General features: G+C 68.5%; 22 protein-coding genes, 1 pseudogene and 2 riboswitches. Of the genes and pseudogenes, 8 read left to right on the plus strand and 15 right to left on the minus strand.

Annotated elements, in window-relative coordinates:
- Positions 1-10 precede the first annotated feature (10 nt).
- From BMX93_RS02290 to cobI, 4 genes are read right to left on the minus strand one after another with little or no spacing between them, the layout of a single operon-like run.
- Positions 11-1,252, minus strand: coding sequence for a CbiX/SirB N-terminal domain-containing protein (locus tag BMX93_RS02290; protein ID WP_091967317.1), 1,242 nt, complete (start codon positions 1,250-1,252; stop codon positions 11-13).
- On the minus strand, positions 1,245-3,695 hold the full coding sequence (cobJ, locus tag BMX93_RS02295) for a precorrin-3B C(17)-methyltransferase (protein WP_091967319.1): 2,451 nt from the start codon (positions 3,693-3,695) through the stop codon (positions 1,245-1,247). Before cobJ ends, BMX93_RS02290 begins: the two co-directional genes overlap by 8 nt.
- Positions 3,692-4,687 carry a precorrin-4 C(11)-methyltransferase gene (cobM, locus tag BMX93_RS02300; RefSeq protein ID WP_091967321.1) on the minus strand — a complete coding sequence of 332 codons (996 nt, stop codon included), beginning with the start codon at positions 4,685-4,687 and terminating at the stop codon, positions 3,692-3,694. The genes cobJ and cobM overlap by 4 nt, the downstream gene beginning before the upstream one ends.
- Positions 4,684-5,448 (minus strand): precorrin-2 C(20)-methyltransferase, encoded by a 765-nt coding sequence (cobI, locus tag BMX93_RS02305; protein WP_091967323.1) that lies wholly within the window; start codon positions 5,446-5,448, stop codon positions 4,684-4,686. Before cobI ends, cobM begins: the two co-directional genes overlap by 4 nt.
- A 23-nt stretch (positions 5,449-5,471) precedes the next feature.
- A riboswitch (cobalamin riboswitch) is annotated at positions 5,472-5,639 on the minus strand.
- Positions 5,640-5,722: 83 nt separating this feature from the next.
- Positions 5,723-5,930, plus strand: a riboswitch (cobalamin riboswitch).
- A 324-nt stretch (positions 5,931-6,254) separates the two neighbouring features.
- Here cobI and mutA point away from each other — a divergent pair.
- From mutA to meaB, 3 genes are read left to right on the plus strand one after another with little or no spacing between them, the layout of a single operon-like run.
- Entirely contained in the window at positions 6,255-8,168 is a 1,914-nt protein-coding gene (gene mutA, locus BMX93_RS02310) for a methylmalonyl-CoA mutase small subunit (RefSeq protein WP_091967325.1), read from the plus strand.
- On the plus strand, positions 8,165-10,375 hold the full coding sequence (gene scpA, locus BMX93_RS02315) for a methylmalonyl-CoA mutase (RefSeq protein WP_091967327.1): 2,211 nt from the start codon (positions 8,165-8,167) through the stop codon (positions 10,373-10,375). Before mutA ends, scpA begins: the two co-directional genes overlap by 4 nt.
- Positions 10,368-11,378, plus strand: a complete 1,011-nt coding sequence (meaB, locus tag BMX93_RS02320) for a methylmalonyl Co-A mutase-associated GTPase MeaB (protein WP_091967329.1) — start codon at positions 10,368-10,370, stop codon at positions 11,376-11,378. The genes scpA and meaB overlap by 8 nt, the downstream gene beginning before the upstream one ends.
- Before the next feature lie 21 nt (positions 11,379-11,399).
- Here meaB and BMX93_RS02325 read toward each other — a convergent pair whose 3' ends face one another.
- The 6 genes and pseudogenes from BMX93_RS02325 to rph all read right to left on the minus strand — a co-directional run bounded on the left by BMX93_RS02325 (position 11,400) and on the right by rph (position 16,991).
- Complete coding sequence (locus BMX93_RS02325) at positions 11,400-12,476, minus strand: tocopherol cyclase family protein (protein WP_091967330.1); 1,077 nt, start codon at positions 12,474-12,476, stop codon at positions 11,400-11,402.
- A gap of 172 nt (positions 12,477-12,648) precedes the next feature.
- A complete protein-coding gene (locus tag BMX93_RS02330) occupies positions 12,649-14,052 on the minus strand; it encodes a DNA polymerase IV (protein ID WP_091967332.1) in 1,404 nt (467 codons plus the stop codon).
- Positions 14,053-14,057: 5 nt separating this feature from the next.
- Positions 14,058-14,579 carry a dihydrofolate reductase gene (locus BMX93_RS02335; RefSeq protein WP_091967334.1) on the minus strand — a complete coding sequence of 174 codons (522 nt, stop codon included), beginning with the start codon at positions 14,577-14,579 and terminating at the stop codon, positions 14,058-14,060.
- 13 nt (positions 14,580-14,592) lie between these two features.
- On the minus strand, positions 14,593-15,405 hold the full coding sequence (locus tag BMX93_RS02340; protein ID WP_091967336.1) for a thymidylate synthase: 813 nt from the start codon (positions 15,403-15,405) through the stop codon (positions 14,593-14,595).
- Between the two features lie 225 nt (positions 15,406-15,630).
- A pseudogene (locus BMX93_RS02345) lies at positions 15,631-16,233 on the minus strand (non-canonical purine NTP pyrophosphatase); the annotation flags it as partial.
- Positions 16,230-16,991, minus strand: coding sequence for a ribonuclease PH (rph, locus tag BMX93_RS02350; RefSeq protein ID WP_425438732.1), 762 nt, complete (start codon positions 16,989-16,991; stop codon positions 16,230-16,232). The gene rph and the pseudogene BMX93_RS02345, both read right to left, overlap by 4 nt.
- Positions 16,992-17,318: 327 nt before the next feature.
- Here rph and BMX93_RS02355 point away from each other — a divergent pair, with 327 nt between their 5' ends.
- From BMX93_RS02355 to BMX93_RS02365, 3 genes are read left to right on the plus strand one after another with little or no spacing between them, the layout of a single operon-like run.
- Positions 17,319-18,017 (plus strand): ATP-binding cassette domain-containing protein, encoded by a 699-nt coding sequence (locus tag BMX93_RS02355; RefSeq protein ID WP_091967338.1) that lies wholly within the window; start codon positions 17,319-17,321, stop codon positions 18,015-18,017.
- The gene (locus BMX93_RS02360; protein WP_091967340.1) at positions 18,018-20,819 is read left to right on the plus strand and encodes a YhgE/Pip family protein; all 2,802 of its coding nucleotides are present in this window, start codon (positions 18,018-18,020) and stop codon (positions 20,817-20,819) included.
- Between the two features lie 10 nt (positions 20,820-20,829).
- Positions 20,830-21,405 carry a TetR/AcrR family transcriptional regulator gene (locus BMX93_RS02365; RefSeq protein ID WP_091967342.1) on the plus strand — a complete coding sequence of 192 codons (576 nt, stop codon included), beginning with the start codon at positions 20,830-20,832 and terminating at the stop codon, positions 21,403-21,405.
- A 59-nt stretch (positions 21,406-21,464) separates the two neighbouring features.
- On the opposite strand, the gene murI is transcribed toward BMX93_RS02365, so the two are convergent.
- The 3 genes from murI to clpS form a co-directional block, all read right to left on the minus strand.
- Complete coding sequence (gene murI / locus BMX93_RS02370; RefSeq protein ID WP_091967344.1) at positions 21,465-22,277, minus strand: glutamate racemase; 813 nt, start codon at positions 22,275-22,277, stop codon at positions 21,465-21,467.
- Positions 22,278-22,362: 85 nt separating this feature from the next.
- Positions 22,363-22,968, minus strand: coding sequence for a DUF2017 domain-containing protein (locus tag BMX93_RS02375; RefSeq protein ID WP_143052784.1), 606 nt, complete (start codon positions 22,966-22,968; stop codon positions 22,363-22,365).
- The gene (gene clpS / locus BMX93_RS02380; protein WP_091967348.1) at positions 22,968-23,279 is read right to left on the minus strand and encodes an ATP-dependent Clp protease adapter ClpS; all 312 of its coding nucleotides are present in this window, start codon (positions 23,277-23,279) and stop codon (positions 22,968-22,970) included. Before clpS ends, BMX93_RS02375 begins: the two co-directional genes overlap by 1 nt.
- A gap of 88 nt (positions 23,280-23,367) precedes the next feature.
- Here clpS and BMX93_RS02385 point away from each other — a divergent pair, with 88 nt between their 5' ends.
- Positions 23,368-24,723, plus strand: coding sequence for a nicotinate phosphoribosyltransferase (locus BMX93_RS02385; RefSeq protein ID WP_091967350.1), 1,356 nt, complete (start codon positions 23,368-23,370; stop codon positions 24,721-24,723).
- A 1-nt stretch (position 24,724) separates the two neighbouring features.
- Here the strand turns inward: BMX93_RS02385 and BMX93_RS02390 are convergent, their stop codons facing one another.
- Both BMX93_RS02390 and BMX93_RS13500 read right to left on the minus strand, forming a co-directional pair.
- Positions 24,725-25,021 (minus strand): DUF5808 domain-containing protein, encoded by a 297-nt coding sequence (locus tag BMX93_RS02390; RefSeq protein WP_425438736.1) that lies wholly within the window; start codon positions 25,019-25,021, stop codon positions 24,725-24,727.
- Positions 24,906-25,370: a DUF1648 domain-containing protein gene (locus BMX93_RS13500; protein WP_091967354.1), complete on the minus strand. Its 465-nt coding sequence runs from the start codon at positions 25,368-25,370 to the stop codon at positions 24,906-24,908. Before BMX93_RS13500 ends, BMX93_RS02390 begins: the two co-directional genes overlap by 116 nt.
- Before the next feature lie 87 nt (positions 25,371-25,457).
- On the opposite strand from BMX93_RS13500, the gene BMX93_RS02400 reads away from it, so the two are divergent.
- Entirely contained in the window at positions 25,458-26,462 is a 1,005-nt protein-coding gene (locus BMX93_RS02400) for a 1,4-dihydroxy-2-naphthoyl-CoA synthase (RefSeq protein WP_091967603.1), read from the plus strand.
- Positions 26,463-26,468 lie beyond the last annotated feature (6 nt).

Raw genomic sequence — 26,468 nt, forward strand, 5'->3', positions numbered from 1 at the left:
GCAGCCAGGCTCAGCTCTGGAGCAGGCGCAAGAGCTCGTCGCGAATCCGCACGCTGCGCCGGGGGTCACGGTTACCCACCACGGCCACGGTGAGGCCGCCACCGGCCTGCGTGGCGGGGGTGAAGGCGCTGCCGGCAACCGCCTTGTCGCAGCGCACGCAGAAGATGTGTGACGCCTCAGCGGCCTGCGCGATCTCCTCGTTGACCTGCGGATCGTTCGAGGCCGCCAGCACATACCAGGCCCCCGCGACATCTCGGGGGCTCGCGGCCCGTTGCTGCCAGTCGACGAGCCCCTGCTGTGCCAGCTGCGCGACGCGGATTCCAGCACTGGGAGCCACCACCCGCACCTGGGCACCAGCCGCCAGCAGTTTGGGGATGCGCCGCTCCGCGATGCGCCCCGCCCCGACCACGAGCACATCGCGGCCCTGCAGGCGCAGCCCGCTGAGATAGACCGGCGCCCCTTGGCCTTCGCCCACCGTGCCGAGCTGTTCTCGGTACCGGTCGATGAGGATCTCGGCGATCTCGCCGGCGGGCCCGAGAACCTCGGCGACGCGGACCTGAACACCGGGATGCGACGCGGACCAGGCCGCCACCTGCTCGTGGAGCCAGGTGCGAAGGCGACCGGCGAACAGGAAGTTCGGCGCCACGAGGATCTGCTGGGCGCCGGAATCGGCGGCTGCGGTGAGGCTCTGAGGCACGCTCGGGCGCACCACCTGGATGAAACTGGGCAGCACCTGCTCCAGCCCCATCTCCTCCCAGACCTGGCGGCTCAGCCGGTAGTGGTTCGAGTTGGCATCGGTGTCCAGTGCCCCGCGTCCCACCAGTACGACGCTCGTGTCGGCGGCGCGCCAGGCCGGACCGTCATCGGGTTCAAGGGCCCGCGCGATGCGCCGTTCCAGCACTGTGCGCACTCTCGGGTCGGGCAGCAGCGGACCCGCATAGGCCACCCGGTGCTCGCCCCGGCCGCGCTCGACCGCACCGGGAATATCGCGGCGGATATGGCCCCCGGTGTTGAGCAGGAGCGGCACGACCACCGCTTCGGGCCCATCCGGCCCGGGATCCGGCGCCCGGTCGAGCACCTGTGCCAGCGCCGTGGCGATGTCCGGCTCGACGATCTCGACGAAGCCGAGTGCCACATGGACACCGGGCAGGGCCCCGGCCACCTTTTCGACCAGCGCGCGGCATTGCGCCAGGCCCTGCGCGTCGCGGGTGCCATGTCCAGCGATGACGAGGGGCGTTCTCGGCTCAGGCATGGTCGGCCTCCTGTTCCTGCCCGTGACCGGACATCCAGTGGTAATCGCGCGGTGTGACGAGCAATGTGCGTCCGCCACCGCTCGTGACGAACTTTGTCGTCGAGGAGCCCACGACGACAAGGGTGTTCATGTCGACTGAGGCGGGCTCGAAGGTGCCGAGAGTGCTCAGCTGGACACTCTGGCGGGCCCGCTCGGCCTGGGCGACTGCCGCGACCGGCGTCCCGGGACCGCGATAGTGCGCAATGATCGCCAGCGCATCGGGCAGATGATGCCGACGGGTTCGCGAACGCGGGTTGTACAAGGTGATGACGAAGTCGCCTCGTGCGGCCGCCCGAACCCGCTCGAGGATGACATCCCAGTCGGTGTGCAGATCGGACAGGCTGATCGTGGCATGGTCGTGGCCCAGCGGCGCGCCGAGGATGGCCGACACGGCCAGCTCGGCAGTGATTCCGGGGATGATGTCGACATCCACTCCCTCGGTGCCCATCTCGAGAGTGGGGCTCGCCATGGCATAGATGGCCGGATCCCCGCCACAGACGAAGGCCACGTCGAGCCCCTTGCGGGCCGCGTCGATGGCTGCCTGGGTGCGCTGCTCCTCGGTGCCCATCTTGGTGGCCAGCACCTCGGCATGGGGACTGACCAGATCGCGGATCTGGTGCACATAGGGTCCGTAGCCCACGACGAGGTTCGCGCGCCGGATGGCGCGCTCGGCGCGCGGGCTCAACAGATCACGGGAGCCCGGGCCGAGACCGACGACGTGGAGTCGCCCGCGCGCCGGGATGCGTCCGATGGCGCAGGTGGCCTGAGCAGACTTGCGCTTGGCGACGACAAGCTCGGCCCCGCTGGCCAGCACGCTCGCCTCGGCCACCGATGCGGTCCCCACCTGCGCCTTGACCAACGACGAAGGCGTCGGCACCGATTGCGCGTCGAGCAGCTCGGCAGGAAATGTGCGATAGTCGACGCCGAGCTGCCTCGCCAGTCGGATCAGGCCCCGCTCACCGGCCTTCACATCGGCGCTGACCAGCTGCGCCACCGAGCCCAACGCCAGGTGGTGCTCGGCCAGAGTCGTCTCGAGCAGTTCCCGCAATGCGTCCGTCTCGGTGCCCTTGTTGCATCCCATCCCCACCACCAGGCTCGGTGGATGGAGCACCACGGTAGGCAGAGTTCCGCTGTGCGGATCGGCCACCTCGTCGGTGACACGGATCTTGGCCACAGGTCTGGCAGAATCGGGCGCGACATTTGCGGGCAGCGGGGGTAGGGGCCACAGTCGCTGCCTGTCGAGTTGCACCGGCTCACCCTCCAGAATCGCCGAGGTGACGGCGCCGACATCACCATCGAAGGCCCAGCCGAGCTGATCGAGGGCCGGGACACCCAGCGAGTCGGTGGCGGTGGAGACCACGGCGGTGGCCCCCAGCGCCTCGCCGATGCGCCTGGCGAGTTCGTTGGCCCCTCCGACATGGCCGCCGACAAGAGGGATCGCGAAGTGGCCGGCCCCATCGACGACGACCACGCCCGGATCGGTCATCTTGTCCGCGAGCAGCGGCGCAATGAGCCGCGTTGTGGCACCGAGCGCGAGATGGGAGACGATGAGGTCACATTCGTGCCAGGCGGCCACCAGTCCGCGAGCTGCCGGTCCGTCATAGCGCCTCGAGGCGATGCCGAGCGCTGCGTCGATATGGTCGGCGGCGGCCCTGGCGCGAGTCGAATTCACCACCTGGCCGACGATGGGTTCCCGGTCCGTGCCGTCGGGGGCGACGTCGGTGCCCGGCTGGCGCTCGCCTGGTCCTCGCGTCCACGGCTCGCCCGCCAGTTCGGGGACCTGTCCGATGGCCTGAGGCGAATCGGGCCGGTGGTCCAGCACGAGCACGACATGGGGATCGCGAACATCTCTTTCGTCCAGGGCGGCCGCCTCGTGGGTACTCAGCACGCGGACGCGCTCGCCGGCCTCGCCCAGTTGCTCGGCCACGACGAACCACTTCTGGCGATCGGCAAGCCCCCGGACGAGCTGCACGATACCGCGATCCGGCGCGGTGAGCACCGCAACTTTTGGATGACTACGGCAGATGCGCACTGCGGTGTCGATTCCCCGCGAGTGCGCATTGACCACCTGGGCGTCGTCCCAGGGCAGCGCGACGGCCGCGAACGCGGCCTGGATCGAGCTGGGGGCCGCGATGACCTCGCACTGCAGGCCGCTGCGCCGCAAGCTGCGCACGATGCCGAAGTACAGCGGATCGCCGCTGGCCACGACCACCGCCCGTCCTTGCGCCCCCACAGAGCTCAGCGCCTCGATCGCCGGGGCGAGCGGCCCCAGCTCGATGCGCCGGTCCTGCCCGACGCCGAGTGCCTCGAGCTGGCGGTGCCCGCCGACGACGATGTCCGCCTGGGCCACGTCGGCGCGCAGTTCCTCGCTGACTTGGCCGAGGTATCCGTGGACGCGAATCATTGCTTGTCTCCTGGCTGAACTTCTGGGGTGCCCGCGACAGCCCCGTCCGAATGCCGGCCGGTCACCGGCTGGCCGGCGCGCTGGGACACCGTCTCGGGCACTCCCAGCGGGGCCGCGACCGCCGGATCCGCGTCGCGATACTCGTGGCGGAATCCGGGGTGATAAAGATGACTGCGGGTGCCGGTCGGTCCGGCGCCCACGGCGGGGCCGACGAGGACGATCGTGTGCTTCCACAGCTTGTGGGCGCGCATCGTCGCGGACAGCTGGGCCAGCGGGCAGCGCAGCACCATTTCCTCGGGCCAGCTCACCGCATAGCCGACGACGCAGGGCGTCTGAGGCGGGTAGCCCCCGGCGAGCAGGGCGTCCTGGAGGGCCTTGTTGCGCGCCGCCGAGAGATAGATGGCCATCGTGGCTCCGTGGGAGGCGAACGAGGCGATCGTCTCCCCCGGCGGCATCGGGGTGCGACCGCCCTCCAGCCGGGTGATCGTAAGGGACTGGCTCACCTGCGGCACCGTGAGCTCCGCCCCGACGCGGGCAGCCGCCGCGGAGAACGCCGAGACGCCCGGCACCACCTGCACCGCCAGACCCAGCCGCTCGCACAGATCGCGCTGCTCGGCGATTGCCCCGTACAGCGAGGGGTCACCGGTGTGCACGCGGGCCACGAGCAGGCCCTCGTCGCGTGCCCGCGTATAGACGGGCACCAGCGCCTCCAGCGGCGCGGACGCGGAGTCGATGACCTCGGCCTCGGCTCGGCGTTCGGCAATCACCTCGGGGCTGACGAGGCTCGATGCCCAGACGATGATGTCGGCAGCGGCGATCACTCGGGCGCCGCGCAGCGTGATGAGATCACCGGCCCCGGGGCCAGCACCCACGAACACCACCGACCCCTGCCCGGCTCCCACGGCGGGCGCCGGGACGACCTCGCCAGGAGCTGCGTCGGCGAGATCGTCCCCGACGCGGGCCTCGGGAGTGACCGACTGCTTCCCACTCATATCCGCCCTCCGGTGCTGGTCCGCGCTGGCGTCGACAAGACGGTGGAGAAATAGGGCAGGGTCTGGTGCGCGTCCACCTCGGCGAGGGTGACGATCTGCTGACCGGGCAGGGAGACATCGGTGCCGATGACTGCGCTTCGACCACGTCGGCGCAACTCATCGAGCACCCCCGGCAGGGTGCGTCCCCCCTTGTAGACAGTCACCGTGTCGACGACGTCGAGCACCTCGCCAAGCCGCTGCGCACCCACCGTGGCCGGGACGAGCGCCAGGATCTCACGCCCCTCGACGAGCGGCCAGCCGCTCGTGGCGGCCAGCGCCTGCATGGCGGTGATGCCTGGCACCAATTCGAAGACCACGTCCGTCAGCTCGCGCGCCACACCCGAGCGCAGATAGCTGAAGGTGGAATACACGGTCGGATCGCCGATGGTGGCGAATACGACGGTGCGCGCCCCCCTGCCGAATGCATCGACGGCAGCCCGGACGCTGGCCCGCCAGCTCTCGGCACGTTTGGGCCCGACCCCGTGACGCTCCGACATGGAGAAGGGGATGCGTTCGATGCGCCGCGCCGCGCCCGGGCAGGCCTCCTCGACGATCCGCTCGGCCCGGCCCGGCCCGTCCGCAGAGCCCTCGGTGGCCGGCACGAGGATCACCTCGGCCGAGTTGAGCAGATTCACCGCCTTGACGGTGAGCAGCTGCGGGTCGCCGGGGCCAACCCCCACTCCCACCAGCCGCCTCGTGTGCTGCGCGTGTTCGTCTGCCATCCGGTCTCCTCAGGTACCTCGCCCAATGTCGCCTCGCGAAGGGCGAGTATCTGGCTGACAGGACCTTTGGCTCGCGAGCGCGCAGCTCACCTCAGGTGCCTGTTCACAGTGGCGGGACCGCGCCGGAATACCAGCTGGGCTGGGCACCGGACTTCCTCGTCTCCTTCGCTGCCCCAGTCTGGCACGTCTTGCCGACAGCCCGGCAGCCGTGCCCATCCGCGGCCGGTGCCGCAGGCACACGGGGGAGGGTGAGGATCGGGCGAGAGACCTGCTGTGTATCCTTGATCGCGTTGGTACGACCATCGCCGATGGGCGTCGAAAGAGGGAATTCGGTGTGATTCCGGAGCTGTCCCGCAGCGGTAAATGGGAACGACATCACGTTTCGGCACTGGGCATTTCGCCTGGGAAGCCGTGGTGGAGGAAAACGGGAAGATTCTCGCCTGCCCATGAGCCCGAACACCTGCCAACTGCGACGACGCGAGCCGCCGTATCCACCCCGCGGAGGGTCGTCAACGTCGGAAGCGCATGGATGATGCCGAAGATCGCGATGAAGAAGTCCGGCCGGCAGGCCGGGCGCGCCGACTGGCGGGTGCTGCGGCATCGGCCAGCCTCGTGCCCGCAGGCCTGTGGTGAGTTTCGCAGCTGGTTTCACGGGCACCGTCCGATGGCTACGAGGCCATACGGGGCGTCCACCAACCCTCCGTCTCGGTTCGCCGATGCGGTGGGTCCAGGAACGGCCGGCGGCCAGTTCGTGGTGTCGTGGAGTATCGGCACGGCACCTTGACCCTTCCAGGAGCAGGAGTCGCATGAGCAAGACTGAAACCGAGGGCACTGTGGCCGCCGACGCGGCCACAGACGTCCCCACGAAGCTCAGTCTCGCCGGAGATTTTCCCCCGGCGACCGAGGAGCAGTGGGAGATCGAGGTTCAGAAGGTTCTCAACCGAGGACGCCCACCAGAAAAGCAGCTCACCTTCGAGCAGTGCCTGGCGCGCCTCACGAAGAAGACGATCGACGGCATCAGCATCCGCCCGATGTACCGGCGCCAGGATGCGCCGCAGACACTGGGCTACCCCGGAATCGTTCCGTTCACCCGGGGCACGACGGTACGCAATGGCGACATCGACTCCTGGGATGTCCGCGCCCTCCACGAGGACCCCGATCCCGAATTCACCCGCAAGGCAGTCCTCACCGATCTGGAGCGCGGCGTCACGTCGATCTGGCTGCGCGTCGGATCCGATGCCGTCAAGCCCGAGGACGTGGCCGGCGCACTGTCCGATGTGCTGCTCGAGATGACCAAGGTCGAGGTCTCCAGCCGGGAGGACCAGCAGGGGGCTGCCGAGGCCCTGCTCGGCGTCTACGAGAAGTCCGGTAAGCCGGCCGACGAGCTGCAGCTGAACCTTGGCATCGACCCGATCGGCCTGGCGGCCCTGCAGGGCACCACACCTGATCTGTCGACCCTGTCGACGTGGGTGAAGAGACTCGAGGGCTATGCCAAGTCGCGGGCCATCATGGTCGACGGCACCATCTACCACAATGCGGGGGCCGGGGACGTCGCCGAGCTGGCGTGGAGCCTCGCCACCGGTATCGAGTACGTACGCGCCCTCCTCGACCAGGGCATCGGCGCCGACGAGGCCTTCGACGCCATGAACTTCCGAGTGAGCGCCACCCACGACCAGTTCCTCACGATCGCCCGGCTGCGCGCCCTGCGCACCTGCTGGTCGCGCATCGGCGAGGTCTTCGGGGTCAGCCCCGACAAGCGCGGCGCCCGGCAGGTTGCCGTCACGAGCTGGCGCGAGCTAACTCGCCAGGACCCCTATGTGAACATCCTGCGCGGCACGATCGCCACCTTCTCGGCGGCGATCGGCGGGGCGGAGGCCGTCACGACGCTGCCGTTCTGCTCGGCGCTTGGCCTGCCCACCGACGACTTCGCCCGCCGGATCGCACGCAATACCGGCATCATCCTGTCCGAAGAGGTGAACATCGGGCGCGTCAACGACACCGCCGGAGGCTCCTTCTACGTGGAGTCGCTCACCAAGAGCCTGGCCGAGGCGGCCTGGGCCGAACTGCAGAGCGTCGAGGGCCTGGGCGGCATGGCCGCTGCCCTCACCGGCTCCCACGTGACCGACACCCTCGCGGCATGCAATGAGGAGCGCGCCACGCGGCTTGCCACCCGCAAGCAGCCCATCACGGCCGTCAGCGAATTCCCCATGATCGGTTCGCGCAGCGTGGAGACCAAGCCATTCCCCCCCGCCCCGGCACGCAATGGACTCGAGTGGCACCGCGACGCGGAGGTCTTCGAGTCACTGGTGGACCGCAGCAAGACACTCGAGGGCCCCAAGGTCTTCCTCGCCTGTCTCGGCAGCCGACGCGACTTCGGTGCCCGCGAGGGCTTCTCTGCCCCGGTGTGGCACATCGCGGGGCTCGAGACCCCCGAATCCGAGGGCGGCACGACCGAAGAGATCGTGGCAGCCTTCAGACAGTCGGGGGCCGTCGTGGCCGACCTGTGCTCGTCCGCCAAGGTGTACGCGCAACAGGGCCTGGACGTGGCCCGAGCGCTGAAACAGGCCGGAGCGAAGGCCGTCTATCTCTCCGGCGCCTACAAGGAGCTCGGCGAGGGTGCGGATCAGGCTGAGGACGTCTTCGCCGGCCGCATATTCCTTGGTATGAACGTCGTGGACGTCCTGTCCACCGTGTTGGATCTGATGGGAGCTGCGGAATGAGCACTCTGCCTCGTTTCGATTCGATCGCACTGGGCGAAACCCCAGTGCCCCCCGACGCCGCGAAGGCGTTCGAGGAGCTGGCCGCCAAGGCCGGCAGCCATGAGGAGTGGACGACCCCCGAGCAGATCCCGGTGGGCACGCTGTACAACGAGGACGTCTATTCCGACGTCGACTGGCTGGACACCTTCGCCGGTATTCCGCCGTTCGTGCACGGCCCCTATGCCACGATGTATGCCTTCCGCCCCTGGACGATCCGCCAGTACGCAGGCTTCTCGACGGCCAAGGAGTCCAACGCCTTCTACCGGCGCAACCTCGCCGCCGGCCAGAAGGGCCTGTCGGTCGCCTTCGACCTGCCCACCCACCGCGGCTACGACTCGGACAATCCCCGGGTGCCCGGCGACGTCGGCATGGCCGGCGTGGCCATCGACTCCATCTACGACATGCGCGAGCTGTTCGCCGGCATCCCGCTGGACCAGATGAGCGTCTCGATGACCATGAACGGCGCGGTGCTGCCGATCCTGGCGCTCTATGTGGTGACGGCCGAGGAGCAGGGTGCCAAGCCCGAGCAGCTCGCCGGGACGATCCAGAACGACATCCTCAAGGAGTTCATGGTTCGTAACACCTACATCTATCCGCCGCAGCCGAGCATGAAGATCATCTCGGACATCTTCGCCTACACCAGTGCGAACATGCCGAAGTGGAACTCCATCTCGATCTCCGGCTATCACATGCAGGAGGCCGGCGCGACGGCCGACATCGAGATGGCCTACACGCTGGCCGACGGCGTCGACTACATCCGCGCCGGCGAGTCGGTGGGCCTCAAGGTGGACCAGTTCGCGCCGCGGCTGTCGTTCTTCTGGGCGATCGGCACGAACTTCTTCATGGAAGTCGCCAAGATGCGCGCCGCCCGCATGCTGTGGGCCAAGCTCGTCAAGCAATTCGATCCGAAGAACCCCAAGTCGATGAGCCTGCGTACCCATTCGCAGACCTCCGGCTGGTCGCTCACCGCCCAGGACGTGTACAACAACGTGATCCGCACCTGCGTGGAGGCCATGGCCGCCACCCAGGGCCACACGCAATCGCTGCACACGAACTCGCTGGACGAGGCCATCGCCCTGCCGACCGACTTCTCGGCGCGGATCGCCCGTAACACCCAGCTGTTCCTTCAGCAGGAGTCGGGCACCACGCGCGTCATCGATCCGTGGAGCGGCTCGGCCTACGTCGAGAAGCTCACCTTGGAACTGGCCCGCAAGGCATGGGGACACATCCAGGAGGTCGAGCACGCCGGTGGAATGGCGAAGGCCATCGAAGCGGGCATCCCCAAGCTGCGCATCGAGGAGGCTGCGGCCCGCACCCAGGCCCGGATCGATTCAGGCCGTCAGCCGCTCATCGGCGTCAACAAGTACCGTCTCGATCACGAGGACCCCCTCGAGGTCCTCAAGGTCGACAACACCCAGGTGCTTGCCGAGCAGAAGGCAAAGCTGGTCAAGCTGCGAGCTGAGCGCGACGAGCAGGCCACCCAGGCCGCCTTGGAGCGGCTCACCTGGGCTGCCGCCAATCCAGATCCCACCGATCCAGATCGTAATCTGCTGAAACTGTGCATCGACGCAGGTCGGGCCATGGCCTCGGTGGGCGAGATGAGCGATGCCTTGGAGAAGGTCTACGGTCGCTACACTGCGCAGATCCGCACCATCAGCGGTGTGTACGCCAAGGAAGTGAGGTCCTCCCCAGTGGTTGACGAGGCACGCGCTCTGGTGGACAAGTTCGAGCAGGCCGAGGGTCGTCGCCCCCGTATCCTGCTCGCGAAGATGGGCCAGGACGGCCATGACCGTGGCCAGAAGGTGATTGCCACGGCCTTCGCCGATCTCGGCTTCGACGTCGATGTGGGCCCGCTGTTCCAGACGCCGCAGGAGACGGCCCGCCAGGCCATTGAGGGTGACGTGCACGTGGTCGGCGTCTCCTCCCTGGCCGCCGGCCACCTCACGCTCGTCCCGGCGCTGCGCAAGGAGCTGGACAAGCTGGGGCGCCCCGACATCCTCATCGTCGTCGGCGGCGTCATCCCCGAGCAGGACTTCCAGGCGCTGCGCGACGCCGGCGCGATGGACATCTACCCGCCGGGAACAGTGATCCCCGATTCCGCGGTCCGGCTGCTCAAGGAATTGCTGAGGCACGAGAACGTGGCAGGGGCAGGCGTCGCGGATGCCTAGACGCGTTGACGTCCCTGCGCTGGCCGGCCAGGTCATGGCCGGCCAGCGCGCGGGCATCGCGCAGGCCATCACGCTCGTCGAGTCCTCGCTGCCCGCTCACCGTCCGCTGGCCCGCGAGCTCCTCTCCCGTCTGCTGCCGCATTCCGGCAATGCGGTAAGGGTCGGGCTGACGGGAGTACCAGGGGCGGGGAAATCCACGTTCATCGACGCGATGGGCTGCCGGCTCATCGAGCGGGGTCACAAAGTGGCGGTGCTGGCCGTCGACCCCTCGAGCACCCGGACCGGGGGATCGATCCTCGGCGACCGGACCCGAATGGGCAAGCTCGCCGAGAGCGACGACGCCTATATCCGGCCGTCCCCCTCGGGCGGCCATCTCGGTGGGGTAGCGCGCGCCACTCGCGAGGCCATGGTCATCATGGAAGCCGCCGGATACGACACGATCATCGTCGAGACGGTGGGCGTGGGCCAGTCCGAGGTTGCGGTGGCGGGGATGGTCGACACCTTCCTGCTGCTGTCACTGAGCGGGGCCGGGGATCAATTGCAGGGCATCAAGCGAGGCATCCTCGAGCTCGCCGACGTCATCGCGGTGAACAAGGCCGACGGCGACAACGCCGCCGAAGCCCGCATCACCGCCCGTGACCTGTCGATTGCAATGCGGCTCATGAACGACGAATCCAGCGGGCGGCGCACACCGGTACTCACCTGCAGCGCGCTCACCCACACCGGGCTCGACGAGGTCTGGCAGGCCGTCCTCGACCATCGGGCCTGGGTCGAGTCGACCATCGGCCTGACCAGACGCCGCGCCGACCAGCAGGTGGACTGGCTGTGGGCCCAAATCGAGGGAACCGTAGTGGACTCACTGCGCTCGACCCCGGAGCTGGTAAGCCTTGGCCGACGCCTTGAATCGGAGGTGGAATCGTCCTCGGTCAGTGCTCTGGAGGCCTCCTCGGAGTTCCTGGCGGCCTATGCGAAGGCCGTGCCCGGCTTCGGCTGGGGTGACTGAGCCACCGCCATCGACTGGCCGCTACCCGACGCCCGAACTGCGGGCCCGGGTGGTGGCCAGCGCGCCTGCCCGCTCCAGGCCGCCGTGTTCGAGTCCGGCCAGCTGCGAGCGCCCCTGCCAGACCACGCGTCCGTGGCGACGCACCCGGACACTCAGCTCGCCGGCCAGCTGCTCGATCGCGCCGGGCACGGCACGCCGAGATCCGGACGGCCCATCGGTGCCAGGTGGACCCGCGACGAGCGGCACCGGCAGCACCAGGGCGTCGTTCAGCGGCGCGTGACCGCGGACCGACACCGACCAGCCCGCGCGCCGTCCCTCCAGGACCCACTCCTCGTCGCTGACCCGGGCCTTCACAGCGGAGCTCACCGGGTTCCCCCACCGTAGGACGCGCCCGCCCGGCAGCCGGACGACGAGACCGGTGACCTCAGTGCGCGCGGGACCGGCAACCACCTGACCGCCAGCGAAGGCGACGCAGGCGTCCGGCTGCCTGAAACCCTGGGCCTGCCCCCACCACCAGGAGTCGGGGAAACCCGCCCGGCCCCAGTTCTTCTCCCCGTACACCAGTGCCGCGTCACATCTCGTGCGATGGTCCCCCACCACCAGGGACCCAGCGACCCGCCCGCCAAGCAGCCAGGGATGCCAGTACTGGTTGAGTCCGGGAATCACCTGGAACCAGCTCGAGCCCCCGAAGGGCCGCCCACTGGGCCAACGCGACAGCGCGGACAGCTGCACATCGATCCTGGCGTCGGCGCCGAGATCGACCACAAGGCGCCCCTCGCTCCCCCAGAATGTGATCCCCTGCCCCGCCGCTCTCACGCCGAGCCCGGTAGGATCCGCGTGAGCCTCGGGGAGAATCGCCTGGCGCCAAAAACCCGCGGAATCACCGACCCCGGCAAGCGCCCAGCATCCGGTCCGGTCCGTCTGCACGCCGATGAGCGCGATGACGACCCGGCGGCTGACCGGGTCGGTGATTCGCCAGTAATAGCCCTCCATGGCCACACCATGAGCCCGCTCGGGATGTCCGAAGGGCAGATCCGCGCCGAGGGCACGGTATCCGAGATCGAAACGGCCGGCTGATCGAGCGCGAGAAGAGGTCATGTGCGCGATCCTGCCATGCCAGCGCGCTTCGCGGGCCCGCCATCTGGACCTGCACATATACCTACCGGGCGGGAGCGCCGGATTCACGACATCGCCCGATCGTCCGGACCCGCGAGGGCCGCCCGATCGTCGGGACCCGCGAGAGCTGCCGGCGCCCGGGCACCGGCGCTGCTCAGTCCTGTGGGGCAACGCCCGATGTCCTTCGCCACCCCGGCCCGTGCTGCGATCCGGCCGGATCGGCGCTGCGGGCCCACGCCATGGCGGCGATCTCGGCTCGGTGCAGCCCCGGGTCGTCCGCTGACAGCGAGCGCACCGGGCCGACACCGCTGCCACGGCTCTCGAAGCGCACTGTCACGACACCATGGCCCGAGCCCCAGACCCACCCCCGGCCCCATCTGTCGTGCTCAACATCGATCCCTGCCGGATAGAGCTCGCTGCCACGCCGGTTGCCAGGCATTACCGAACGCGTCTCGTGGACACTCACCGGTCGGGCAGCGGACTCGTCCGCCGGGGCGAACAACTCCTCCTGGGCGGCCTGCACCAGATTCGCCACGCCCAGTCCAACGAGGCGCACGCCGGTGCGCAGATCCACGCCGCTGACCAGGCTCTGTGCCAGGGCCGCGATGCGTTCGGGCGAGTCGGTGGCACCAGAGAGGGTGCGCGAGCGTGAGATCGTCGTGAAATCGGCGGAGCGCACCTTGAGGGTCACTGTCCGGGCGAAGAGCCCCGCATCGGCCAACCTCTCGGCCACCAGCTCGGCGTCGCGAGCCACCACGGCGCTCACCTGGGAGGCCTCGGTCAGGTCGGTCGCAAAGGTGTCCTCCACCGAGATCGACTTCGCCTCGCCGCGGGGCCCGACCGGGCGATCGTCGCGTCCGAATGCCAGGGCGTGCAGGCCCTCCCCCACGCTGTGTCCCAGTTCACGCACCAGCTCGTGCTCACGGGCGCTGCGCAGTTCGGCCACGGTGTGCAGACCCAGGCGGTTCAGCTTGTCGGCCGTGGCCGGGCCGATGCCGGGGATCGCCCGCACGGGCAGCGGCGCCAGGAAATCGAGTTCCTCGCCTGGGGGCACGATCCGAGAGCCGTTGGGCTTGGCGGCCTCGCTCGCCAGCTTCGCGATGAGCTTGCTCGATCCCACTCCCACCGAGGCGTGCAGGCCCTCGGTGCGGCGGGTGATCTCGGCACGCAGCCACGAGACCAGGGCGTTCAGCGATTCGGCGTCCAGCGGGTGGCCGCCCGCTGCGAGGTCGACGAAGGCCTCGTCGATGCTCAACGGCTCGACGAGCGGGCTGAGTTCGCCCAGCAAGGCCATGACGATGCCGCTCGACTGCCGATAGGCCGCGAAGCGTGGCGTCAGATAGGCCGCGTGCGGTGCAAGACGGCGCGCCCGCGAGGTGCTCATGGCCGAGTGGACGCCGAAGGCCCGAGCCTCATAGCTCGCGGTGGCCACCACACCGCGCGTCCCCACGCCGCCGACGATCACCGGCTTGCCGCGCAGCGAGGGCTTGTCCCGCTGCTCGACGGAGGCGAAGAAGGCGTCCAGGTCCAGGTGCAACACGCTCGCGGTGCCGCGCATGGCTCTCAGCCTCCGGGGAGGGGCCTGGCGGGCTCGCGACGGGCATAGCCGACGAAGTCGAAGCGCATGCCCGGCTCCCGGAAGGTCTCGCGCCACTGCTGTGGGTCGATGGCGGGGAACAGCACCCCACCCTCGGCGCTGCGGTGCACCGCGGTGATGTCCAGGGCACCGATCCACGGCCAGGCGGCGCGATAGACACTCCCGCCACCGATCACGAAAACCGTCTCGTCGAGTGTCGAGGCCAGCGCCAGCGCGCCCTCGACGCTGCCGACCGCCAGGCCACGCGAGCCCTCCGGCTGCTCCAGGGGCCAGCGAACCAGCTCCGGATGGTGGCTCACGACAATGCTCGTGCGTCCGGGCAGCAGACCCATCGCGTCATGGGTCGTGCGGCCCACGACGAGAGGGTGACCCATGGTCAGCCTCTTGAACCGCTGCCAGTCCTCGCGGAACTTGAACGGCTGGTCGCGTCCGTCGCCGATGACTCCGTTGGCGGCGACCACGGCGATCGCGATCACGGTTGTGCTCATCCCCACCTACCCCTCAGACTGCGACCGGTGCCTTGATGGCCGGCCAGGGGTCATATCCCTCCACCGTGATGTCGCCCAGCTCGAACCCGTCGATCGTTGTCACCTCGGGGTTGAGATGGATTCTCGGCAGCGCCCGGGGCGTGCGGGACAGTTGCTCGCGTACCTGGTCGACATGAGTGTGGTAGATGTGCGCGTCACCGAGGGTGTGCACGAAGTCGCCGACTCGCAGCCCGCAGACCTGGGCCACCATATGGGTGAGCAGCGCATAGCTCGCGATATTGAACGGCACGCCGAGGAACAGATCGGCACTGCGCTGGTAAAGCCCGCAGCTCAGCGTGCCCGGCTGGCCCTCGGTGCCGGGAGTGACATAGAATTGGAAGAGCAGGTGACACGGCGGCAACGCCATCTGCGAGACCTCGGCGACATTCCATGCCGAGACGACCAGTCGGCGCGAGTCCGGATTCGTCCGGATCTGCTCGATCACCTGCCCCAGCTGATCGATGTGCCCGCCGCGGTAGTCGGGCCAGCTGCGCCACTGGTGTCCGTAGACCGGTCCCAGATCCCCGTTGGCGTCAGCCCACTCGTCCCAGATGTGGATCTCGTGCTCGTGGAGCCAGCCGATGTTCGTGTCGCCGCGCAGGAACCACAGGAGCTCCCCGAAGACCGCACGGGTGTACAGCTTCTTCGTCGTGACCAGGGGGAAGCCATCGGCGAGGTGGAATCGCAGCTGGTGGCCGAAGATGCTGCGCGTGCCGGTTCCGGTGCGGTCGGGCTTGTCGACGCCATCGGCCATGACATGGGAAAGCAGATCAAGGTACTGCTGCATCGCTCAGGGCTCCAGTGGTGTGATCCCGCTCGAGGGTTCGGCGGGGCGGGGCTGCGGACGGGCCGGGTCGGTTGCCGGGCGCGTGCGGGGGATGGCCGGGATGGACGCCGTCCACTCGCTGGCGGGCAGGGTGGTCTCGGGCCCCTCGTGGTCGGCGCCGGGAAGATCGAGGTCTTCCTCGCTGAGGCCCTCGGGCAGTGGCAGGCCGAGCTGGCGGGCCAGGATGGGCAGCATGGCCCGTACCGAACGGCCACGATGGCTGATGGCGTCCTTCTCCTCGGCTGTCATCTCGGCAGTGGTGCGCAGCCGACCGTCGGCGTCGGGAACCTGGTCGTCGGGCACGAAGATCGGGTCATAGCCGAAGCCATGCGAGCCCTTGGGGCGTGTCGTGAGGTGGCCGGTCATCACACCGCGGGTGGTGAACTCCCGACCGTCGGGCATGACCAGCGCCATGACCGAGACGAACTGAGCCTGACGCCGGCCTCGCGGCACGTCCTCGACCTGGCGCAGGACGAGCTCCAGGTTGGCGATGTCCTCCTCCTCGGGGCCGTTCCAGCGGGAGCTGCGCACCCCGGGCATGTGGCCCAGCGCATCGACGCAGATCCCGGAATCATCGGCCAGCGAGGGCAGCCCACTGTGGATCATGCCCTGCCTGGCCTTGATGAGGGCATTGCCAGCAAAGGTCCATTCGGTCTCGTCTGGCTCTGGATAGGGCTCGATGTCCTTGAGACAGATGACATCGACATCCATGTCGTACTCGTCGATGATGCGACGCAGCTCGGTGAGCTTCTTGCCGTTTCCGGTGGCCAGCAGCACACGCGGTGTCATGAGTGGGCCCTCCCATCGGGGGACTTGAGCGCCTCCTGCTGCAACGCGGCCAGGTCTCGGCATCCTGCCTCACCAAGATCAAGCAGCTCGTTGAGCAGTGCGCGGTTGAAGGGATCACCTTCGGCAGTACCCTGCACCTCGACGAGATCACCGGTGCCAGTGCAGACGATGTTCATGTCCACGTCGGCGGTGCTGTCCTCGTCATAGGCGAGGTCGAGCATCGGGACGCCGTGCACGACACCCGCCGAGATCGCTGCGACCGAACCGGTCAGCGGTTCGCCGGCCAGCAGCTTGCGCTCGCGCAACCACGCCACGGCGTCGTGCAGCGCCACATAGGCCCCGGTGATGGACGCCGTACGGGTGCCGCCGTCTGCCTGGAGCACATCGCAGTCGATGATGATGGTGTTCTCGCCCAGCGCCCGGTAGTCGATCACCGCGCGCAGACTGCGCCCGACGAGCCGGCTGATCTCGTGGGTGCGACCGCTCACCCTGCCCTTGCGCGATTCCCGGTCGTTGCGGGTGTTGGTGGCGCGCGGCAGCATCTCGTACTCGCTGGTCACCCAGCCCAGACCCGAGCCCTTGCGCCAGCGCGGCACACCCTCGCTCACCGATGCGGCGACGAGCACCCGGGTGCGGCCGAATTCGATGAGGCAGGAACCCTCGGCGTGGTCGAGCCAGTGGCGGGCGATGGTGACCGGACGCATCCGGTCCAGCGCCCGTCCGTCGCTTCGGGTCACGGAAGAAATGGTGTCAGACACACCCACCAACCTACCGTCGAGCCCTCTGCCCGGCCAACGAGAGTCCGGCGAGATCGGGCGGCCCGACTCACTGCCGCGCCGCTGGCTCACATGGCCGGGAGACCGCGCAGCTGATGGACCGCGCAGCTGGTGGACTGCACAGCCACTCAACCGGGCGTCCTGCCAGGGGCCCCACGGCGGATCACCCCAGCGTGACGGATGCGGCGGCATGACGGATGCAGCAGCGATTGGCGCTGTCAGGCGGGACTGGGGTCTCGCCTCGATTGGAATTTGGTCTGACCGGTCAGTATGGTTTGGGTGTTCGGGTCGACGAAACAGGAGTACGCGATGACCGAGTTCGCCATCGAGGCGCAGGACCTCCAGCTGCGGAGCAAGCGCGGAATGGTCTACGGGCCACTCGACTGGGCGCTGGAACGTGGTCAGCTTGGGGTGGTGAGCGGGCCTCCCGACAGCGGGAAGTCGACGCTCATGCTCACCTTCACGGGCCGCATGAAGCCCTCCGAGCCCTCGAAGCTGCGGGTGCTCGGTTCCTGGCTGCCCGGCGATGCCCGCCGGGTTCAGCAGCTCAGCTCCGTAATGGGGGTCGGCGGCCTGGACGATCTCGACGACGTCGTCACAGTGCGCGCCACCGTGCGCGAGCGGCTCGCCTGGCTTGCGCCCTGGTACCGCGTCGTGCGCAACCCCTCCGACGAGCAGATCACCCAGCTGTGCGCGCCGGCGTTCGGACAGCTGCCCATCCCTTCGGGGTCGACCCGCATCTACAAGCTGTCCGAGTCGTCCAATCTGCTGCTGCGCATCGCCCTGGCGCTCGCCAGCAAGCCCGAACTCATCGCCGTCGACGCGGTCGACCAGCTGCACGACGTGGCCGAGCGCGCGGTGCTGTGGCGTCGCCTGGACGCCATCGCGGCCAGCGGCATCACCGTCGTTGCCTCCACCACCGGCATCGAGGGCCTCGACACGATCGACTGGACCACCCCGCCCACCCACCTTGACCTCGGCCTCACCGACGCCGCGAAGGAGTCCTGAATGTTCGCATGGACATCACACGGAACAGAGCTGAAGAGGTTCTTCCGTCAGCCCATCACGCTCGGCGCCATCGCCGTGCTGCTCCTCATCCCGCTGCTCTACGGAGCCATGTACGTCTGGGCCTTCTGGAGCCCCACCGATCGGCTGCAGGATCTGCCTGTCGCTCTCGTCAACGACGACGTACCGACGACGATGAACGGCCAGCCGCTGGCCGCCGGCAGCTCGGTCGTCGACCAGCTCGTCGACAAGAAGCCGCTCGGCTGGCACCAGGTCAACGCCCAGGAGGCCGCCGAGGGCGTGAAATCGGGCAAGTACTACTTCTCGGTGACGATCCCGGCCACCTTCTCCAGCGACATCGCCTCGCTCGCCGGCCCTGACCCCACGGCTGCAGAGATCCAGGTGAAGTACAACGACTCCAATTCCTTCCTGGCCGGCGAGCTGGGCAGCACCGCCATGGTCCAGATTCGCGACGTGGTCTCCCAACAGATCGGCGAGCAGGCCACGAAGACCCTCGTTGTGGGGCTGAGCAGCGCCCGCAGCGGCCTCTCGGACGCCTCCGACGGGGCCTTCGTCCTCCAGAACGGCATCAAGACCGCCAAGGACGGCTCCCAGCAGCTGAGCGTCGGCGCCAGTCAGCTCGACGAGGGCGCCGCAGCACTGCATGCCGGCGCCGGACAGCTCGCCGCCGGCACCTCGCGTGCCGCGGATCAGGTGTCCGGTCTGCCCTCCGGCGTCTCCACCTTGAATTCCGGTGCCCAGCAGCTGTCCGATGGCCTGGGCCAGCTGCAGGCGCAGACCCCGGCACTGCTCGCCGGCGTCCAGTCGCTGGCCGCCGGCGCCTCCCAGGCCGCCGCCGGAAACGCCGAGGTCAACGCCGCCCAGCAGGACTATGTGAACGGGGTGCAGCGAGCAGCCGAGGGTTCCCAGCAGGTGTCAGGGGGCCTGAACACCCTGGACTCCCAGTTCGCCACTTTGGCCGGCGGAGCGTCCACCTTCGCCCAGGGAGCCGCCAGCTACTCCACCGGCGCCGGCAACTTCGCCACCGGGGCAGGCAATTTCGCCAACGGAGCCCAGGAATGGCAGTCCGGTGCGAGCAAGTGGCTGGGCCAGGCCCAGGGCATCACTTCGACCATGTCCTCTGGAGCCTCCGCGCTGGCCGACAAGACCGGCAAGGACTCCCAGTTCTACCGGGCTGCCAGCGCGGTCGCGTCCGGCACCGGTGAGCTTCCCGGCCAGTTGAACCAGATCGACCAAGCCATACAAGCGGCCCGCACGGATATCACCGATGGCAATACGGCCCAAGCAGATCAGGAACTCAAGAAGGCACAGGACCTCACCAACCAACAGGCCCAGGAAAAGGCCAGCAATCTTGCGGGCGGCGCAGCGCAGGTGCGCGATGCCATCTACTCCGACACCAAGCCGGCCGACCCACAGTCCACGACGATCAACGCAGCCGCCAGCCAGTTGCACGATGGCGCGTCCGAGCTCGCGAGCGAAGCCGGCCCACACAGCGAACTGGGCACCGGCCTAGGCCAGCTGTCCGACAGCCAGCAAGCCCTGGCGGCCGGTGCCCAGCAGCTGAGCGAACCGGCCACGCAGCTGTCCGCCGGTTCCGGCCAGCTCACCGAGGGTGTCACGCAGCTCAGTTCCGCCAAAACCCAGATCGATGCACTGAGCACCGGCGCGCAACAGCTGTCGGAGGCCTTCACGAACAATGACCCCCACCAGGGGCTGGTCGCGGGAGCCAAGACGATCCAGGCCGGCACCCAGCGCCTCGCCGACGGCTCCTCGACGCTGTCCACGGGAGCCTCCCAGCTGTCCGGCGGCGCAGCTCGACTCGGCAGCGGTATCGATGCGCTCGCCACCGGAGGAAAGCAGGTGGCGGCCGGTACCGGCCAGCTCGACGCGCAGGTGCCGACCCTGGTCAGCGGTGTCCAGCAGCTCAACGACGGTGCCCAGCAGATCGCCAGCTCCACCCAGGCCCTCAAGGACGGCACGGCAGCACTGTCCGGCAAGGCCCCCGAGCTGACCAAGGGCCTCGACCAGGCCCAGGCGGGCAGCGGAACGCTTGGCGAGAAGCTCAAGTCGGGCAGTTCCCAGATCCCCCACGACTCCGCGGACACCCAGCAGCAGCGCGCAACGGCGATCAGCTCGCCCGTCCAGCTGGCGACCAGCTATCTGCACAAGGTGGCCTCGTGGGGTGAATTCTTCGCCCCCTTCTTCATCGGCCTGGGACTGTGGGTCGGCGCGCTCATCAGCTGGCTGCTGCTGCGTCCGCTCCAGTCGCGTGCCCTGATGACCTCGGTCAATGGTTTCCGGATGGCGTGGGGGTCGCTGAACTCGGCGCTGGCCCTGGCCGCCGGGCAGGTGCTCATCATGCTCTCGGTGATGCACTTCGCCATCGGCCTCGATGCCCACAACTGGCCGGCCACGATCCTGTTCGCCTTCCTCGTCGCCGCCGCCTTCTTCGCGCTGCAGCAGATGCTCCAGATCGCCTTCGGCTCGGCAGTCGGCAAGGTCATCATCATCTCCGTCCTCATGCTGCAACTGGCCTCGGCCGGCGGCACCTATCCGATCCAGACCGAGCCCGGCTTCTTCCAGGTGGTGAGCCGGTGGATGCCAATGACCTATGTCGTCAACGGGCTGCGCGAGGCGATCACCGGCGGAATCGGGCCGGCGTTCTGGACAGCCGTCATCGTGCTGGCCGCCATCTTCGCGGTCTCGCTCGCGGTGTCGTCCATCCTGGCCGCGCGCAAGCGGATGTGGAGCCTGTCGCGCCTCCACCCGGCGCTTTCGCTTTAGGCTTGGTGGAATGACGGCACGCGGCGCAATCGGGACACGGCGCAGTGGCACACGAGAGGCCATCCTTGCGGCGGCAACCCATCTGTTCGCCACCCGCGGCGTCTCGACCACCTCGGTGGACGAGATCGCCGCGGCGGCCGGCATCGCCAAGGGCAGCATCTACTACAACTTCGGCTCCAAGTCCGGGCTGGTCGAGGCGCTCATGGCCGAGCAGACCGTGCGAGTGGCCGAGGCGATCCGGGTGGCAACGGAAGGCCTGGCCGCAGATGCGCTGACCCGCGCGGTGGTGCGTACCCTGCTTCACGAGGTGCACGACCACCCCGACGCTGCGCGCGTGCTCGTCTCGGAGGTCTTCCGCACCGAGCGCTCCTGGCGCGAGTCGGTGTCCACCTGGCGCAACGCCATGATGGGCCCACTCACCCGCGACAGGGGCGGCGCGGTCACTCCCATTGACCGTATCGCTGCTGCCGCCGTCATCGGGGCAACCCTGACCGCCGGACTGGAATGGCTCGTCTTCCACCCCGAACTGAGCTTTGACCAGGTGTGCAGCGAGGTCATCAGCGCGCTGGGCCTGGATCAGGGGTGATGCCCGAAGCCTGCTGCCCGGACCGGCGGGCAGGTCTCGCGGCTGCCTTCCGGCCGGGATCAGCCCAGGCTGACTTGGCGCACCTCGCGTACGAATCCGCCCATGAGGCGTTGTCCCAGACCCTTGAAGAGGGAGGGGTCGCCGGTGGTGAGGAAGTCACGGTGCACCTCGTCGGGCTCCGGGATGTCGCCGCGCAGCAGGTCCTCGCGGGTGAGCATCGCGAAGGTGGCCCGGGCCGACTCGTCGGAGCTGGACACCAGCGTCACCGAATCCCCCATGACATAGCTGATGACGCCGGACAGCAGCGGGTAGTGCGTGCAGCCAAGGATCAGCGTGTCGACATCGGCCTCCTTGAGCGTGCTGAGATAGCCCTCCGCAAGACCCAGGACCGTGGGCCCAGTGGTGATCCCGGACTCGACCAGTTCGACGAACCGAGGACAGACCTGGGTGAACAGCGTCACGGGGGACGCTGCGAGCGCGTCATTGTAAGACCGGGAGGCGGCCGTCCCGTGAGTACAGATGACGCCGATCCGATGATTGCGGGTGATCTTCGCGGCCTTGAGGGCGGCGGGCAGGATGACCTCGATGATCGGCAGGTCGTAGCGCTCCCGGGCATCCCGCAAGGCCGCCGAGGACGCGGTATTGCAGGCGATGACGAGGGCCTTCACTCCCCGGGCGACAAGCTCGTCGAGGCATTGCAGCGCGAAGCTGCGCACCTCGGCGATCGGGCGCGGACCATAGGGTGCCCTCGCGGTATCACCCAGATAGACGATGTCCTCGTGGGGCAGCAGGTCGACGACGGCACGCGCCACGGTGAGCCCGCCGAACCCTGAATCGAAGATGCCGATGGGTGCATTCACGTCTGGGCTCACCCGAGCGAGTCTAGGGCGCCCGAGCCAGACGCCGAAAACGCCGGCGCCACTCACCCTGCCCTCGGGCCCGAGAGACCGGGGCCCTTCAGATGAGGCAGTCGAGCAGGGACTCCTGCACCCAGCCGAGCCATTCGTAGATGGAGAAGACCGTGGTGCGCGGATCGGCGTCGGGCAACTCGGCGAGCTCGTCCTGGTCGACCGAGGAGGTGATGCCCAGCCGCACCGACAGGGCCAGACGCAACGCCGTGAGCGTCTTGAGCCAGTCCTCCACATGCTCGTCCGAGACGACGCACCGCCGGTCGCGCCCAACCTGGTTGAGGTCGGCGATCACCACGACCGCGGAATTGAGCTTCGCGTCGCGCTGTTCGGCCTGGCTGAAGCGCCGGAACTCCGCCGCGGCAGCCGGATCGTCGCGGTAGGCGTCGGGGAAGAGCCGGCGCAGCACCGGATCGACGCCCTCGTCACTGCAGAAATCGCCCTCCACAGGATCGGTGAACTCTCGCTCGAGCTCACCGAGGATGTCCGCATCGCTGTCGCCGCTGCCCGCCGTGAGCGCCCCCGAGCCCACCGGGGGCATGGCCTCGCTGGTGAGCAGCTCCACCAGCTGCTGGGCCAGGCCCGCCAGGATCGTCAGCTCGGCGTCCTCGAGGGTGCAGGTGAGCTCGCCATGGCGACGGCGGAAGGCGTGCATCACTGTGCCCGGCCGACCGTCGCCCACAGCCCGAAGCCCTGCATCGCGTTCACATCGCGTTCCATGGCTTCTCGCATCCCGCTGCTCACCACTGCCTTGCCTTCCATGTGCACCTGCATCATGAGACGCTCGGCGCGTTCGCGCGAGTAATGGAAATAGCTGCAGAACACGTGGGTGACGTAGCTCATGAGATTCACGGGGTCGTCCCAGACGATCGTCACCCAGGGATTCGCGTCCAGGGTCGCCTCATCGGGCAGTTCGGCAACGGCGGTATCGCCCCCCGGAGCGGTCAATGGAGGGATGTCCGACATGGCTCCATTTTCACGCACCGCCCAAAACTCCAGACATCGGGTGGCCGGGCGCGATCCCGAGTGTGTGATCGGCCCTAGGGTGACTGTCATGACCAGCACCGCGCTGTTGACCGATATGTATGAGCTCACGATGGTCAGGGCCGCCCTGCACTCGGGCACGGCATCCCGCCACGTCCTGTTCGAGCTGTTCCCGCGACGCCTGCCCACCGGGCGCGGATACGGCGTGGTGGCGGGCACCGGACGCATGCTCGAGGCCTTGCGAGACTTCCGCTTCGGCGACGCCGAGATCGACTACCTCCTGAAAGCCCAGGTGGCCGACGACGCGCTCGCCGAGTTCCTGTCCGGCTTCCGCTTCGGCGGCGACATGGTCGGCTACCCCGAAGGTGAGCTCTACTTCGGGGGATCGCCGCTGCTCCAGGTCGAGGGCAGCTTCGCCGAGGTCGTCGTCCTCGAGACTGCGCTGCTGTCGATCTACAACCACGACTCGGCGATCGCCTCGGCCGCCAGCCGAATGACGATGGCAGCCGAGGGCCGTCCCATCCTGGAATTCGGGGCCCGGCGCACCCACGAGGAGTCCGCCGTGGCCGCGGCCAGGGCCGCCTATATCGCCGGCTTCGGAGCCACCTCCGACCTGGAGGCAGGCCGGCGTTTCGGGCTGCCGGTGAGCGGCACCGCCGCCCATGCCTTCGTGATGCTCTTCGACACCGAGGAGGAGGCCTTCAAGGCACAGCTGGACTGGCTGGGCGAGGACACCACCCTGCTCGTCGACACCTACGACGTCGAGCAGGCGATCCGCACCGCGGTACGACTGACCGACGGCAAGCTGGGCGGGGTCCGGATCGATTCGGGCGATCTGAGCACCGAGGTGCGCCAGGTGAGGGCCCAGCTCGACGCGCTGGGAGCCACCCAGACCCGCATCATCGTCACCAACGACCTGGACGAGTACCAGATCGCCGCATTGCGGGCGGCCCCGGTGGACGGCTTCGGGGTGGGCACCGCTCTGGTGACCGGCTCGGGCCACCCGACCTGCGGATTCGTCTACAAGATGGTGGCCAAGGCATCCTCGGATGAGCCCGGCGCCCCTATGCATGCCGTCGCTAAGAAGTCCGCGAACAAGAACACGATCGGGGGACGCAAGTTCGCGCTGCGCCGCATCGACGAGCGGGGCATCGCCCAGGCGGAGGTGATCGGTGTCGACCTCGCACCGCGGGCCGATTCCAACGACCGCTCATTGCTCACCGATCTGGTGAAGGGCGGCCAGATCGTCGGTGACGAGCCGATCCAGGTGGCCCGGGAACGTCACGAGCGGGTCCGCGCAGAGCTGCCGATGAACGGACGTCATCTGGCCAATGCCGAGCCGGCAATTCCGACTCTCATCCTCGACGAGGCCGGGCGCCCCACTGACAACGTGTACCAGGTGGGGCCGGCCCCGACGAATCTGTGAGTCAGCCGATGAGCAGGCCCCAGGCCACGGTCACGAGCAGCACGACCCCGGTCGCCACCATGAAGGCCATTCCTGCCGGATGCCCAAGGTTGACGGTGTAGCCGATCCCGTTGCGCTTGGGCACCAGCCACGAGGCGTTGGCGGTGTTGTAGTGGAACAGCCCGAGCTTCCAGGACGCGTCCTCATCGGGAGAGTCCGGCCCCGCGAGGCCACGCTTCTCGCGGGCACCGCGCTGAGCGTTCGCCACCGCCACAACTGCCCACACCACCGGGACGAGCGACCGTGCGCTCAGGGCGATGACCGCCACCGCAAGCGTCAGAACGGCACCCCCACACTGGCACAGCGAGTACCGCGCCCCACGATCTCTCGACCCAGCGGTCAACGCGTCCGCTGTCATCCCAGTGTCGCGGATAGGGATCGGGCAGATGCGAATAGTTCGCCGCGACGAGGATGAGCGACGCCACCGATATGAGCAGGGCGGTGGCGTGCACGGCCCACAACGGCCGGTGCCGCCGCACCCGAAGTCGGGGCCGCGGGCGAGCCCACGCCCCCTCGGCCGGCTCGGAACTGGCGGGCGAACCGGTGCGCAAGAACTCAATGACCCAGGCATCGGTGAGGCTGGGCCGATCCCGGTCCTCGGAGCTCATGCGCCGTCCAATGACGAACGCCGGATGGCACCACCCGAGAAGACAGCGGCCCCGGCCGGACCCTTTCCGGGTGGTAACTTCGCGGCCATGAGCTTCCTGCCGCAGGTCTCCGATACCTTCGATTCCAGCCGGTGGCGCACTGTCGTGCCCGAGGACAGCCCCCTGACCGAGACCACCTATCACCGGCTCGTCTCCCGCGGCGACGCCGACGGCACACCAGCCGGCACCGATCTGCCCGTGGTGAGGATCGCCATCGACCGTCCGCTCGTGAGGAACGCCTTCGGCCCGCACACCGTCGACGAGCTCTACCGCTGCCTCGACGACGCCCGCTGCACTCCCGATGTCGCGGCCATCCTGCTCACCGGCAACGGCCCATCCCCCAAGGACGGCGGCTACAGCTTCTGCTCGGGGGGCGACCAGCGCGCCCGAGGAGCCCAGGGCTACCGCTACGCGCAGGCCGACAAACCCTCGAGCGAGCACGGCTGGGACCCGGCGCAGCTGAGCTCGGCACGCCGCGCCCGCCTCGACCAGGGTCGCCGGTCCAGGCTGCACATCCTCGAGGTGCAACGCCTCATGCGCTCCACCCCCAAGCCGATCATCGCCGTGGTGCCGGGCTGGGCCACCGGCGGCGGGCACTCCCTCATGGTGGTCGCCGATCTCGCGATCGCCAGCAAGGAACATGCCGTCTTCAAGCAGGTGGACGCCAATGTCAGCTCCTTCGATGCAGGCTATGGCTCCGCTCTGCTGGCCCGCCAGGTCGGCGACAAGCGGGCACGCGAGATCTTCTTCCTCGCCGACAGCTACGACGCCGAGCAGGCCGAGGCCTGGGGCGTCATCAACAAGGCCGTGCCTCACGCCGAGCTGGAGACGAGCGCCATCGCCTGGGGCCTCACCATCGCCGGCAAGTCACCCCAGTCGATCAGGATGCTCAAGTACGCCTTCAACATGGTCGACGACGGTCTCGCAGGGCAACAGGCCTTCGCCGGCGAGGCCACCCGGCTCGGCTACATGACCGAGGAAGCCCAGGAAGGACGCGACGCCTTCCTCGAGCACCGGGCACCCGACTGGTCGAGCTTCCCCTACTACTTCTGAGCAGCA

The sequence above is a fragment of the Propionibacterium cyclohexanicum genome (assembly GCF_900111365.1).
In the GTDB taxonomy this organism is placed as follows: domain Bacteria; phylum Actinomycetota; class Actinomycetes; order Propionibacteriales; family Propionibacteriaceae; genus Propionibacterium; species Propionibacterium cyclohexanicum.

Coding starts and splice junctions, on each gene's coding strand:
- BMX93_RS02290 (WP_091967317.1), bottom strand. CDS start 1,252: ATGCCTGAGCCGAGAACGCCCCTCGTCATCGCTGGACATGGCACCCGC.
- cobJ (WP_091967319.1), bottom strand. CDS start 3,695: ATGATTCGCGTCCACGGATACCTCGGCCAAGTCAGCGAGGAACTGCGC.
- cobM (WP_091967321.1), bottom strand. CDS start 4,687: ATGAGTGGGAAGCAGTCGGTCACTCCCGAGGCCCGCGTCGGGGACGAT.
- cobI (WP_091967323.1), bottom strand. CDS start 5,448: ATGGCAGACGAACACGCGCAGCACACGAGGCGGCTGGTGGGAGTGGGG.
- mutA (WP_091967325.1), top strand. CDS start 6,255: ATGAGCAAGACTGAAACCGAGGGCACTGTGGCCGCCGACGCGGCCACA.
- scpA (WP_091967327.1), top strand. CDS start 8,165: ATGAGCACTCTGCCTCGTTTCGATTCGATCGCACTGGGCGAAACCCCA.
- meaB (WP_091967329.1), top strand. CDS start 10,368: ATGCCTAGACGCGTTGACGTCCCTGCGCTGGCCGGCCAGGTCATGGCC.
- BMX93_RS02325 (WP_091967330.1), bottom strand. CDS start 12,476: ATGACCTCTTCTCGCGCTCGATCAGCCGGCCGTTTCGATCTCGGATAC.
- BMX93_RS02330 (WP_091967332.1), bottom strand. CDS start 14,052: ATGCGCGGCACCGCGAGCGTGTTGCACCTGGACCTGGACGCCTTCTTC.
- BMX93_RS02335 (WP_091967334.1), bottom strand. CDS start 14,579: ATGAGCACAACCGTGATCGCGATCGCCGTGGTCGCCGCCAACGGAGTC.
- BMX93_RS02340 (WP_091967336.1), bottom strand. CDS start 15,405: ATGCAGCAGTACCTTGATCTGCTTTCCCATGTCATGGCCGATGGCGTC.
- BMX93_RS02355 (WP_091967338.1), top strand. CDS start 17,319: ATGACCGAGTTCGCCATCGAGGCGCAGGACCTCCAGCTGCGGAGCAAG.
- BMX93_RS02360 (WP_091967340.1), top strand. CDS start 18,018: ATGTTCGCATGGACATCACACGGAACAGAGCTGAAGAGGTTCTTCCGT.
- BMX93_RS02365 (WP_091967342.1), top strand. CDS start 20,830: ATGACGGCACGCGGCGCAATCGGGACACGGCGCAGTGGCACACGAGAG.
- BMX93_RS02375 (WP_143052784.1), bottom strand. CDS start 22,968: ATGCACGCCTTCCGCCGTCGCCATGGCGAGCTCACCTGCACCCTCGAG.
- clpS (WP_091967348.1), bottom strand. CDS start 23,279: ATGTCGGACATCCCTCCATTGACCGCTCCGGGGGGCGATACCGCCGTT.
- BMX93_RS02385 (WP_091967350.1), top strand. CDS start 23,368: ATGACCAGCACCGCGCTGTTGACCGATATGTATGAGCTCACGATGGTC.
- BMX93_RS13500 (WP_091967354.1), bottom strand. CDS start 25,370: ATGAGCTCCGAGGACCGGGATCGGCCCAGCCTCACCGATGCCTGGGTC.
- BMX93_RS02400 (WP_091967603.1), top strand. CDS start 25,458: ATGAGCTTCCTGCCGCAGGTCTCCGATACCTTCGATTCCAGCCGGTGG.